Annotated in this window: 10 protein-coding genes and 2 pseudogenes; 4 read left to right on the forward strand and 8 right to left on the reverse strand. The window is 65.7% G+C overall.

Translation table 11 applies throughout. The annotated features are described in order from the left end of the window. Window positions 1-36 precede the first annotated feature (36 nt). Window positions 37-1425: pseudogene (locus C444_RS22645) on the forward strand (NAD(P)/FAD-dependent oxidoreductase). Window positions 1426-1621: 196 nt separating this feature from the next. Here C444_RS22645 and C444_RS07080 read toward each other — a convergent pair. The 3 genes and pseudogenes from C444_RS07080 to C444_RS07090 form a co-directional block, all read right to left on the reverse strand. Beyond that, the gene (locus C444_RS07080) at window positions 1622-2845 is read right to left on the reverse strand and encodes an iron-containing alcohol dehydrogenase family protein (RefSeq protein WP_004591894.1); all 1224 of its coding nucleotides are present in this window, start codon (window positions 2843-2845) and stop codon (window positions 1622-1624) included. Window positions 2846-2905: 60 nt separating this feature from the next. Continuing rightward, window positions 2906-4807: pseudogene (locus C444_RS07085) on the reverse strand (molybdopterin biosynthesis protein). Beyond that, window positions 4804-6024, reverse strand: coding sequence for a molybdopterin molybdotransferase MoeA (locus tag C444_RS07090; protein ID WP_004591895.1), 1221 nt, complete (start codon window positions 6022-6024; stop codon window positions 4804-4806). Before C444_RS07090 ends, C444_RS07085 begins: the two are co-directional and overlap by 4 nt. Before the next feature lie 68 nt (window positions 6025-6092). On the opposite strand from C444_RS07090, the gene C444_RS22230 reads away from it, so the two are divergent. Beyond that, the gene (locus tag C444_RS22230) at window positions 6093-6251 is read left to right on the forward strand and encodes a hypothetical protein (protein ID WP_167320808.1); all 159 of its coding nucleotides are present in this window, start codon (window positions 6093-6095) and stop codon (window positions 6249-6251) included. 52 nt (window positions 6252-6303) lie between these two features. Next, window positions 6304-7530, forward strand: a complete 1227-nt coding sequence (locus C444_RS07095; RefSeq protein WP_049909213.1) for a tripartite tricarboxylate transporter permease — start codon at window positions 6304-6306, stop codon at window positions 7528-7530. Window positions 7531-7545: 15 nt separating this feature from the next. Here the strand turns inward: C444_RS07095 and corA are convergent, their stop codons facing one another. From corA to C444_RS07115, 5 genes are all read right to left on the reverse strand, one after another. After that, on the reverse strand, window positions 7546-8523 hold the full coding sequence (corA, locus tag C444_RS07100; protein WP_004591897.1) for a magnesium/cobalt transporter CorA: 978 nt from the start codon (window positions 8521-8523) through the stop codon (window positions 7546-7548). Beyond that, a complete protein-coding gene (locus tag C444_RS22235; protein ID WP_004591898.1) occupies window positions 8520-8690 on the reverse strand; it encodes a hypothetical protein in 171 nt (56 codons plus the stop codon). Before C444_RS22235 ends, corA begins: the two co-directional genes overlap by 4 nt. A 43-nt stretch (window positions 8691-8733) precedes the next feature. Continuing rightward, the gene (locus C444_RS07105) at window positions 8734-9375 is read right to left on the reverse strand and encodes a DUF6517 family protein (protein WP_004591899.1); all 642 of its coding nucleotides are present in this window, start codon (window positions 9373-9375) and stop codon (window positions 8734-8736) included. Between the two features lie 103 nt (window positions 9376-9478). After that, on the reverse strand, window positions 9479-10957 hold the full coding sequence (gene cysS, locus C444_RS07110) for a cysteine--tRNA ligase (RefSeq protein ID WP_004591900.1): 1479 nt from the start codon (window positions 10955-10957) through the stop codon (window positions 9479-9481). Window positions 10958-11004: 47 nt separating this feature from the next. Continuing rightward, entirely contained in the window at window positions 11005-11490 is a 486-nt protein-coding gene (locus C444_RS07115; RefSeq protein WP_004591901.1) for a DUF7523 family protein, read from the reverse strand. A 151-nt stretch (window positions 11491-11641) separates the two neighbouring features. Between C444_RS07115 and C444_RS22240 the strand changes: the two genes are divergently transcribed. Continuing rightward, window positions 11642-11800, forward strand: a complete 159-nt coding sequence (locus C444_RS22240) for a hypothetical protein (protein WP_004591902.1) — start codon at window positions 11642-11644, stop codon at window positions 11798-11800. The last annotated feature ends 12 nt before the right edge of the window (window positions 11801-11812 follow it).

Consider the following 11812-nt stretch of genomic DNA (forward strand, 5'->3'; position numbering starts at 1 on the left):
AAAGGGTTTGTATCTAATGACTCCGGAGAGTGGCCTATGACAGAGAACGTGGTCGTGCTCGGTGCGGGGTATGCTGGCGCAGGGGCAATAAAGAGCTTAGAGGACGAGTTAGACGGTGAGACAGACGTTGATNGTTTCTGAGACGGATTATCATCTGGTCTTGCACGAGTCCCATCGCTGCATCCGGGACCCGAGCGTCCAGGAGAACATCGCCATCCCCGTTCACGAAATCAAACAGCCCTCGACCGAGTTCATTCAGGACGAGGTCGTCGGCATCGACACCGACGCCCAGGAAGTCGACCTGGCCGACTCTGACACCATCGAGTACGATTACCTGCTCGTTGGCTTGGGCTCCCAGACGGCCTTCTTCGGTATCGAAGGGCTCGAAGAGCACGCCCTGACGCTCAAGAGCCTCGATGACGCCCTCGACATCCACGACAAGGTTCAGCAAGCGGCCCGCGAAGCCTCCACCAACGACCCGGCACAGGTCGTCATCNACGCCCTGACGCTCAAGAGCCTCGATGACGCCCTCGACATCCACGACAAGGTTCAGCAAGCGGCCCGCGAAGCCTCCACCAACGACCCGGCACAGGTCGTCATCGGCGGTGCCGGCCTCTCGGGCATCCAGACAGCCGGCGAAGTCGCCGAATTCCGCGACGAACACAACGCGCCCATCGACATCCACCTCGTCGAAGGCCTCGATCAGGTCCTGCCCAACAGCGATCCGGAACTCCAGGGGGCCCTGCGCAAGCGCCTGGAAGCCGCCGACGTGAACATCAAGTGCGGCGAGTTCATCGGCGAAGTCGACGAGGAGACGGTCTACATCGGCGACGAGGACGAACTGGATTACGACGTGCTTGNGCCCTGCGCAAGCGCCTGGAAGCCGCCGACGTGAACATCAAGTGCGGCGAGTTCATCGGCGAAGTCGACGAGGAGACGGTCTACATCGGCGACGAGGACGAACTGGATTACGACGTGCTTGTCTGGACAGGCGGCATCACCGGCCGCGATTGTATGCAGGACGTGGCACTGGACAAAGACGAGCGCAACCACCGCGTCCACGCTGAGGGGAACTTCCGGACCGACGACGAGCACGTCTTCGCCATCGGCGACTCGGCGCTGATCGACCAGCCAGGCGACCAGCCCGCACCGCCGACCGCCCAGGCTGCCTGGCAGGCCGCGGAAGTCGCCGGCGAGAACCTCGCTCGGGCGGCACGCGGGCAGCCGCTGAAGACGTGGACCCACAAAGATAAGGGGACAGTCGTTTCGGTCGGCGAGAAGGCCGTCGCCCACGACGTGATGAACATGCCCATCGAAACCTTTGGCGGCATGCCCGCGAAACTGCTGAAAAAGGCCATCGCTGCCCGCTGGATCAACGACGTTACCGGTGTCGGACGGGCCGCTAAGGCCTGGCCCGACATGTAGATAGGACCTTTTTACGTCACCCCCTCTCCTCGCGCCTCCGGCGCTGCGGGGAGCGGGTTCGTGAAAATCTACGCTAAAAACGACCGTCTCGCTCCCGCTGGTCGCGAGAAGTGAAACCGCTCGCCAGCGGCGAGCGGTATGCTGTGTCTGCCGCTCTCTCCAATAGTCGCTGGCATATGCTGCCCGCTGTAGGTCGCTACCAAGCAGACTCTAACACGCCGACAATATCCTCACGGGTTGGCTCTAGCCCCAACGGAGTGTTCGCCATGAAGGCGTCTTCAAGGACGGCGTCGGCGACTTCGGGAAACTCCTCCCGGTCGGGGCCGGCTACGTCCCGGAGTTGTGTCGGCAGTCCCAGCGTCGCCACCACCTCACTGACTCGGTCGACGACCGCAGCGTCGGGGTCGGAAGCATCGCCGACACCGAGCGCATCGGCCAAGAGCGACTGACGACCGTCGACCTGCTCGAAGAGATATGAGAGTGCGTGCGGGGCGATGACCGCGTGGGCCGCGCCCTGCTGGACCTCGTAGGTTCGGGTGAGTCCGTGGCCGAGGGCATGGATCAGCGAGAGTGTCGTCCCATCGGCCCGTGAGATGCCGTACTGGACGAGCATGGCACCCTGTGTGAGCGACTGGAACACCCACGGGTCGTCGTCACCGGTACCGAACGCGAGCAGGCCTTCCGTGAGCAGACCGAGGCCACGGGAGGCTGTGGCGTCGGTTATCGGTGTCGAGTTAGCCGCGTATATCGTCTCGATACCCTTATCGAAGCCGTTCATTGCCGACGCCGCGAGGATCGACTGGGGGGTCGTCGCAATCAGTTCGGGGTCGTAGCAGACGGCTTCAGGCATCAGTTTCGGATCGCCGACACCGCCGCTGACAGGCTCGGTCACAGGGCAGGTGTCGGGCGCAGCTGTGACTCCGGCGACGATAGAGAGATCAGCGCCGGCCAACGTTGTCGGGACGGCTACAATCGGCGGCAGTTCCGCTTCCGGGACAGCTATTGTTCCGGAATCGACGAACCCCTCACCGACAACGGTTGGATCATCGTCAGTCGCCGCGAGAACGCTGATGATTTTCGCCAGATCAAGACTACTCCCGCCGCCAACCGCCACAAGACAGTCGGCATCACTCTCCCGGAAGCGTTCGAGTCCGTCGTAGGCGGTACCGAGCCGCTTGGCCGGCGTCGTCTCCGCGAAGACACCCGCCAGTCGGTCGCCGAGTCCCTCCCGAACGGGGTCTATCACGGCCGGCGTTTCGCCGACGGTAGCGCCACAGACGACCAGCGCACGGTCGTAGCCCTGCTCGTCCAGTTCCGCACTCAGCGACCGCGCAGCGTCGGAGGCGTACCATAGTGTCGCGGGATCGTACTCGAACCGAAACGGGGCATCGAGGTCGCCTGCAACCGGTGTATCAGTCATCGATACGACCCGTTCGGCCCCGCTCGTCTTTAGCCCTTCAGGTGTCAGCGCCGGCGCTCCCTACTGCGGCTCCATACCGGCCATCCCGTCAGCCAGTGAGTCGAGGTCGTCAAGCGCCTCGGCGAGCGCTCCGACGCTGTCTTTCCCCCGCCGGTCCGGATTAGCGAGAACTCGAACCGACTGGGTCCCAAGCGAGACGAACCCGAGGTCGAGTTTCGTCGCCGTGGCACGGAGTCCGAGCCCCGCATCCGCGTCGCCTGCAAGGACCTTCCGAGCGGGACTTTCGTGGGCTTTTGTCGTGAGTTCGTAGCCGTCGATAGCATCGACAACTTCGGCACGGCCGATGCCCCGCTCATCGCCGAAGGCATCGAGCGCGTCGTCGAAACTCCGCCGCAGTCCGGAGGCGGTGTCGCGGTTGACGAAACGGTAGTCACCGTCGATGAGGTCACCCAAATCGGACACGTCGGTATCAGGACCGACGACTAGCCCCCACTCGCGCTGCCAGCCACCGATATCAGTCGCGTCGTGCTCAGCGGCGGTCGGTCCCGCGGCGACGGCAACGTCGGGCACGCCGTTGCCGAGGCGGCGGAGTCCCTCCGTCGACCCGAGCGGGAGATACCGCGGGCGGGAAACGGTGTCGAGCAGGCGCGAGAGGAGCGGGTCGTCCTCGCCCATNCCCTCGCGCCATCAGAGATGTGTATAAGAGACAGGTGGTCGAACCGCGGGAGAGAAAAGCGTCACGTCGACCATCTCCCCCTCGGCAAGGTAGTCAGTCCCCGGCGGCACGTCGACGAAGCCGTCGGCGTCGACGAGGCTCGTCGTCGCGCCGCTACCCTTGTCGACAGGGTAGACCAGCAGTGACCCGGATTCGTCCTCGACTAGTCCGGCCGGCATGAGGCGTCTGCGCCCCTCGCCGTAGCGCTCCTGGACTGCTATCGTGCCAGACACCGTTGCTGTCTGTGGCGGGTCCCGCCCGGCGGCATCCCGGACCGCCGGGGCGACGAAGGTTTGGAAGATAGTCAGTGCCGACACTGGATACCCTGGCAGACCGACGTACGCCGAGTCGCCGATAGTGCCGACGAGCATCGGCTTGCCGGGTTTGACGGCGACGCCATGGAGCCTGAGTTCGCCCCGTTCCTCGATGACGCGGTAGATGACGTCGACCGCACTGGCGCTGGTCGACCCCGACGAGAGGACGAGGTCACACTCGTCGGCGGCCTCGTGGAGCAACCGCTCCATCTCCGCGTAGTCGTCGCCGGCGTGGGGGTACATCACCGGGTCGCCGCCGGCCTCCGCGACCGCGCCGGCCAGCGTGTAGCTGTTCACGTCGTATATCTCGCCGGCGGCGCTGTCGAGGGGGTTGCCCGGTCGGACGAGTTCGTCGCCGGTCGAGAGGATGCCGACCTGTGGTCGGCCACGTACCGGGACCTCGTCGACGCCCAGCGCCGACAGGAGACCGATTTCCCGTGGCGTGACGCGCGTTCCGGGGCCGAGTGCGCGCGCCCCAGCCGCGATGTCCGCGCCGGCGAGCATCACGTTGTCTCCGGGCGCGACGGACGTGCGTACCTCAACCCCGTCGTCAGTCTCGGTCGTTCGCTCGACCATCACGACGGCGTCCGCGCCGGGTGGCATCACCGCCCCAGTAGAGATTTCGGCGACCGAACCGGACTCGACGGTCACGTCGGGCTCCTCGCCCGCGTGGACCTCACCGACGACTGACAGCGCCACCGGGTCGGCCTCGTCAGCGCCAAAGGTGTCTCTGGCGTGGACGGCGTAGCCGTCCATGCTCGCGCGGTCGAATCCCGGTACGTCGATGTCGGCGTCGACCCGCTCTGCGAGAACGCGGTCGCGAGCGTTGTCCAGCGGAACGGTCTCCGGGTCGGGGTCGATGTTGAGGCCCGCGACGACCTCGTGGGCCTTTTCGGGCGACGCGAGGTCGCGGAACTCCCGTCGGTCGCTCACTGTGACCACTCCCAGTCCTCGACGGTCACGGTGTCACCGGCGTCGTACCCCTCCACGGACTCCGGCACGACAACCCAGCCATCGGCCAGCGCGACACTCGAAAGGACGCCGGAGCCGCTGGCCCGCGTCGGTGTCGCGGTCGTTCCGTCGCCGTCTTCCTCGTGCAGCTCCACCCGGGCGTAGGTCCGTGTTCCCGGCTCACTGGCGATCTTCCGCGTCAGTTCGGCTTCGGTCGTCGGCGGCTCGGTCGATGGGAGGTGGCCGGCCCGACGGAGCGCCGGCCGGAGGAACTGGACGGCGTTGACGATGCAGGCGACCGGATAGCCAGGGAGCATGAGAATCGGCGTCCCCTCGACCACGCCCAGCGCGACCGGATGACCCGGCTTCAGCGCGACACCGTGGACCAGCACCTCGCCGATTCCGTCGACGACCTCCGGCAACAGGTCGCGCTCGCCGACGGAGGACCCCCCGGTCGTCACGACGATGTCGTGGTCGAGGTCGTCACTGATGGCCGCCCGAAGCGCGTCCACGTCGTCGGTAACGATGTCGCGGTAGGTCGCGTCGCCGCCCCAGCGCTCGACGTACTGGGTGACGGTCTGGCCGTTCGTCTCGATAACCTGGCCCGGCGCGGGGTCATCCTGGACTAGTTCTTCCCCGGTCGGAATCACGCTGACGGTCGGCCGTTCGTACACCTCGACAGTGTCGTTCCCAACCGATTTCAACAGCCCCAGGTCCGACGGGCGGAGTCGGTGGCCCGCCTCGTACAGGGTCTGCCCCTCCGCTACGTCCTCGCCGACAGGCGCGACGTTCTCCCCGCCCGCGACCGCGTCGAAAACAGTCACGCTATCGCCGGTCACCTCGGTCTCCTCGACCATCACGACGGCGTCGGCACCCTCTGGGAGTTCGCTCCCTGTGTGTACGCGGGCCGCCGTTCCCGTGGTCACTGTCTCGCCGACCCGGAGCGACTCCGGCGACCGCTGACTCGCGCCGAAGGTGTCCTCTGCTTTGACGGCGAAGCCGTCCATCGCCGCCCGACGGTAGTGGGGCACCGCCCGTTCGGCGGTAATCGGCGTCACAACGACGCGCTCGTCCGCGTCGCGGAGCGGCACCTGTTCCGTCCGTCCAAGCGGCGTCACGGCGTCCAGCAGCGTCTCCCTGGCCACCGTCACCGGCGTTCGGTCCTTGAACCCGGCCGACTTGCGGGACTCGTTGCTCATGGTAGTACGAATGGCCGACACACCAAAAAGCTCGTCAGGTTCAGGGGGCTGCGGTCGGAAGCGAACGTATGGCTGAGTCGGAACTGTGCTGTCGCCTCTGCGGGAGCAAACTCTCGACGGGACTGGTCGCGACCGACAGCCGCCACTGCTGCCTCAATTCGACGCCTATCGCCGGGACATGCCCCGAACACGGGCCGGTCGGGCCGCACCACATTGTCGAGGAATAGCAAGGCCGAGCGTCGCGGAGGTTCAAGTACGGAAACGGATCCACGTCTCAGTGTGCTCCCCGGACCTCCTGCCGCTGACCCGACAGCAACACTCGTGCTACTCGCTGCGGTCGGGGCGGGAGTCGGCCTCGGAACGCTCAGCGGGCTCGTGCCGGGGCTACACGCCAACACGTTCGCGCTGCTGCTCGCCGCCGCCGCGAGTAGCCTGCCCGGCCCGCGGCTCTACGTCGGCGTGGCGATGCTTTCAGCCGGCGTGACACACACCTTTCTCGACGTGATTCCGGCGCTGGCGCTGGGGGTGCCGGACCCGGCGATGGCGGCCAGCGCGCTGCCGAGTCACCAGTTAGTCATCGAGGGACGGGGCCGGGAGGCGCTTCGGCTGTCAGCGCTGGGGAGCGGGTTAGCCGTGTTGTTTGCCGTCCCGCTCGCGATTCCGCTTACTCTGCTGATGGAACGGATGTATCCACTGCTTCGACCGTGGCTGTCGGTGCTTCTCGCGGGGGTCGCTGTCCTCCTCGTCGTGACGGAGCACGGCCGCCGCCAGCAGGCCGGTGCGGCGTGTTCGCTCGCCGCGAGCGGGGTGCTCGGCATCGCCCTGCTCGACGCGCCGGTAACCGGTGTGTTGCCTGTGTCGGACGTGCTGGTCCCGCTGTTTTCGGGGCTGTTCGGCGCACCGGTGCTGCTGGCCGCTATCGAGGGGGAGGGCGTCCCACCACAAGCCGATGCGACGGTGACCACGCCGCGGCGAACGGTCAGCCTTCTCGCGGGCATCGGCACGCTCTGTGGTGGCGCTGTCGGCTACATTCCGGGCGTCTCCAGCGCTATCGCAGCGACGCTGGCACTGGGACTAGTCTCACATAAGGGGCCGCGGGCGTTCATTGTGACGACGAGTGGCGTCAACACGGCGACAGCGGTGTTTGCGCTGTTCGCGCTCATCTCGCTCGGGACGCCCCGAACCGGCGTCCTTGTTGCACTTGACAAAGCCGAGGTACCGCTTGTGCTCCCGGCGCTGCTCGCTGCGGTCGCTATCGCCGCCGTCGCTGGCGCGCTACTCGTCCCGACGCTGGGGGACCGCTACCTCCGAACTGTCGGTCGGCTGGACCCAACACACCTCTCGCTGTCGGTGATTTCGGTACTCGTCTGTCTCTCCGCGCTCTTCGCTGGCCTCGTCGGTATCGGCGCGTTCGGGGCCGCGACCGCAGTGGGCCACCTTCCCCCGAAGTTCGGGGCCCGGCGGGCAACCCTGATGGGGGTGTTACTCGTCCCGCTGGCGCTATAGGTAGCCCCGCTGGCGCTATAGGTAGCCCCGCTGGCGGAAATGAGCGAGCAAGACGGCGACGACGATCACCATCCCGATCATCACCGCGGGATAGCCGAACGCCCAGCCCAGCTCCGGCATATTGTACGGGCTGTCGGCGAAGTTCATCCCGTAGATACCGACGACGAACGTCAGCGGGATGAAGATCGTCGCCACGACGGTCAGCACTTTCATCACCTCGTTTGTCGACTGGGACACCGTGTTCAGGTAGATGTCCCGCGCCCCAGCCACCAGGTCGCGGTAGGTCTCGGTCAGGTCGACAATCTGGATCAGATGGTCGTACACGTCCCGGAAGTATTTCTCCGTCTGTGGCTGGATCTGTTTGGGGTCGCCACGGGCGAGCACACCGATTGCCTCCCGCGCGGGCCAGACCTGTTTGCGGAAGGACAGCAGGTCGCGACGGACGTCGTTGATCCGTTCAAGCGTCTCGATATCGGTGGAGATGGTCACTTCCTCCTCGATCTGTTCGATATCGGTCTCGATCTCGTCCAGCAGGTCGAAGTACGCGTCGACGATGACGTCGATGACTCGGTAGGCCGTGAAATCCGGGCCGCGGTGGAGAAGTCGCTCGTCCCCGCGGCCGACAGCGTCCATCACGCGCTGGACGGACGGGACGGTCCCTGTCGACAGCGTGACGACCCAGTCGGGGCCGATAAAGAGGCCGAGCGGCGTTGTTTTCACCTCCTTGTCGAACGTCGTATCGCCGGGCGTGAGCGACGCGGACTTGACGAGCACGAACGTGTAGGCGTTGAACTCCTGGACGTTGGCCCGGACGTCGTTCTTGATGTCTTCGATAGCCAGCGAGTGGAGGTCGAAGGCGGAGCTGACAGTCTCAACCTCGTCGGGTGTCGCGTCGGTGACGTGAACCCACGTCGTCCCGACAGCGGTTCGGGCGGCCGCCAGGTCCTCGTACGCTATCGCCTGTCCGTCGGCGTACACCACTGTGGAGATCACGGTGTGTCCTCCGTCGGCGTGGCGTGGCCGACAGCCGCCACCGTCAGCCCGACCATGACCGCTGTTACTGACGCGGACCGGCCGAGATAGGCGACGCTCGTCCCGACGGCGTAGCCGACGATCCCGACGAGCGTGAGCACCACACCGGCGACAAACAGCCGATTCATGCCTTCGTCATCACTGGCCCGAAAGAAAACAGTGTCCCCGCAGTCAGTTGCCCGAATGCGAAAGGCCGCCAAGCAGCGTATCGACACGCGGCCCCTCACGGTCGTCGATCCGTTCCGGGTAGACGGCGACGGCGACGACCACGTCGCCCTCGTGTTCGAAGCTCGTGAGATGAAGTAGGACATCGACTTCCTGGCCCTCGATAGTCGTCGTCCCGGAGAACACGGCCACCTCACGGGACTCGCCGAGCGCGTCCACCGAGCGGTTACGTTCGAACTGGACGTCGTTGATCTGGTCGTTCCGGCTGGCGACTTCTTCGACGAGTCGTTCGTTGGACCAGCTGGCGGCTGGGTTCAGCGTCTGTCCCGCCACGCTGGCGCTGGGCGTCGAGAAGACGATGAACCGCCCGGCGTTGACATCGCCGACCGGTCCGAGGTCGATGCCGCGCTCATACTGTCGGATGTGGTTCGTGACACGAATCGTCCGCTCCTGCCCGGCAACGGTGACCGTCCGCTCGATGGTTTGTTCGTCAGCCATCGACTGCTCGTAGCCAGTCTCTTCGAGCGCACTGTCGCTGACTGATGCCGGTGCGGAGTCGAATTCCACTGTCTCCCCGGTTATCAGGCCGACACAGCCCGACGAGACGACGAGTAACCCGACGAGAAGCGTGAGGATGCCCTTTCGCATTGTTGTTCCTACACTGTGTCCAGTATATAAAATACTTGGCCGGCCAAGGTGTTTCCTGAGGTACAAAACAGTCAGGGCACGTCCAAAACCGGTCGTTCAACCCTCAGAGCCGGTAGGTCGTCCCGTCGTCGGTGTCCTGCACTTCGACGCCGAGCGCTTCGAGTTCGTCCCGGAGTTCGTCGGCGCGTTCGTAGTTACCGGCGTCCCGTTCCTGTTTACGGATATTCAGAACCAGGTCAACGACGTCACCGGCCAGCGATACGTCGCCACTGTTGTCGTCGCCGAACGCCAGCCCGAGGATGCCGCCGCCGAACTCCTCGAACGTCTCGACGGCGCGTCGGAGCCCCTGGTAGTCCCGTCGTTCGTGGGCATCCAGGTGGGTATTCACTGCGGCCGTCAAGTCGAGCAGCGCGGTCATCGCTTCCCGCGTGTTGAAGTCGTCGTTCATCGCCTCCTCGAACGCCGAGCGGGCGTCGTCGACGGCCCCGCGCAGGGACTCGTCGGACATCTTCGCGTAGGCGTCAACGTCGTCGCAGGCCTCGACCGCACGCTCGTAACCGCGAGAGAGGCGATCCCAGCGCTCCTCGGCCTCCGCGATGGTCTCGTCGCTGTAGGTGGCCCGCGAGGTGTAGGCCGTCGACAGCAGGAAGGTCCGGAGCACGTCGGGACCGAACTCCTCGACGGCATCGGCGACGGCGAAGTAGTTGCCAAGCGAGGAGGACATCTTCTCCTCCTCTGTTTCCAGCAGGCGGACGTGGAGCCAGTACTTCGCGAACTGCTGGCCGGTCGCCGCCTCGCTCTGTGCCACCTCGTTTTCGTGGTGGGGAAAGACAAGGTCTTGCCCGCCGACGTGGATGTCGATGGATTCGTCGAGGTGGGTCATCGACATCGCCGAGCACTCGATGTGCCAGCCGGGTCGCCCCTCGCCCCACGGCGAGTCCCATGTCTGAGCAGTCTGGCAGGCTTCTTCGGCGGATGCGGCCTCGGGATGTTGATGTTCGGCGATGTCTGCCGGGTCGACGCCGCCGGCCTTCCAGAGCGCAAAGTCTGCAGGGTGGCGCTTCTCCCCTTCGGTGTCTGTGCCCTGTGATTCGATGTCGTCGACGGACTGATTCGAGAGCTTCCCGTAGTCCTCGAAACTGGTCACGTCGAAGTAGACGGACCCGTTCTGCTCGTAGGCGTGGCCCTGTTCGACGAGTCGCTCGACGAGGTCGATAATTTCGGGAACGTGCTCGGAGACGCGGGGATACACCTCCGCGCGGCCGAGGTTGAGCGACCGCATGTCCTCGATGACCTGCTGGACGTAGTGGCGGGCCACGTCAGCCTCGCTGTCGCCGTCCTCGCCGACGCGGGCGACGATCTTCTCGTTGATGTCGGTGAGGTTCTCGACGTGGTGGACGTCGTAGCCCAAGTGGTCGAGCCAGCGGGCCATCACATCGACGTGGACCCACCCCCGCGCGTGCCCGAGGTGCGGCGGGTCGGAGGTCGTCAGCCCGCAGTAGTACAGCAACACGGAGTCGGGGTCGCGCGGCTCGAAGGGCTCTTTCTCACCGGTCAACGTGTTCGTCACGCGAAGCGTCATTACCGGGAGCAACTGGGGCCGCCCGCTTTAAGCCGTCGGAAGGCGATTCATCCCTGTACGACAGCCTCGACTGTCCGGAGCGCGTCCGGTCCCGCACGGCGACTGACCACCACGACGAGCGCGTCGTCGGTGACGCCGGCGGCCTCGACCGAGACGTCGGTCGCTCGCAGGCGTCCCAGCACCTGGGCCAGCGCTCCCGAGGAGAGGTCACCGGAGGCGACGATACCCGTCAACGAGCCAGCGCCGTCGGCGAAGGTGGCGTCGCCGACCGCGAGGACGGCACTCGACTCAGCGTCGGGCGACTCGACCCGACCGAGCCCGCTCTCCATGGACACGCGGGCGTCGCTCTCGTGGACCGGCCCGTCGTCCAGCTCCTCGGCGAACCGGCGGAGTGCGGTCGCAATGGCCTCTTCTTCGCCGTCAACGTCGAGCGTGCGCGCGGCAGCGGTGTAGTTGACGACGCCGGCCCGAAGTGCGTCGTAGAGAAAGGGGCGCTCGCGGACGGCGTCTCTGGTCGCAGCTGCGAGTGACATTGGCGTCGGCCACGGACGGCGCGGGCAAAAGCGGTTCCATCGGATACCGGACGAGAGCGGTCCCATAGAATTGGGGGCCGCTCCCAGCGGGTGAGAACAGCCACGGGGGATTGTCCCCCTAGACGCTCACTCTCTACATGAGGGAAGGACAATGGCTATTGCACAACGCGAACGGCAGGTGTTCGGACAGCCCCTGAAAACGGCGGAACGAGTCATCGGTGGCCTCGTCGTAGCCGCCGGCGCACTGGGACACGCCGCGCTGCTGGCGGCCGCCGCACTGCTGTTCTACGTCCTCCTGTTCGGGCTGTGACCGAATGGAAAC

The organism is Haloarcula japonica DSM 6131, from assembly GCF_000336635.1.
Classification (GTDB): domain Archaea; phylum Halobacteriota; class Halobacteria; order Halobacteriales; family Haloarculaceae; genus Haloarcula; species Haloarcula japonica.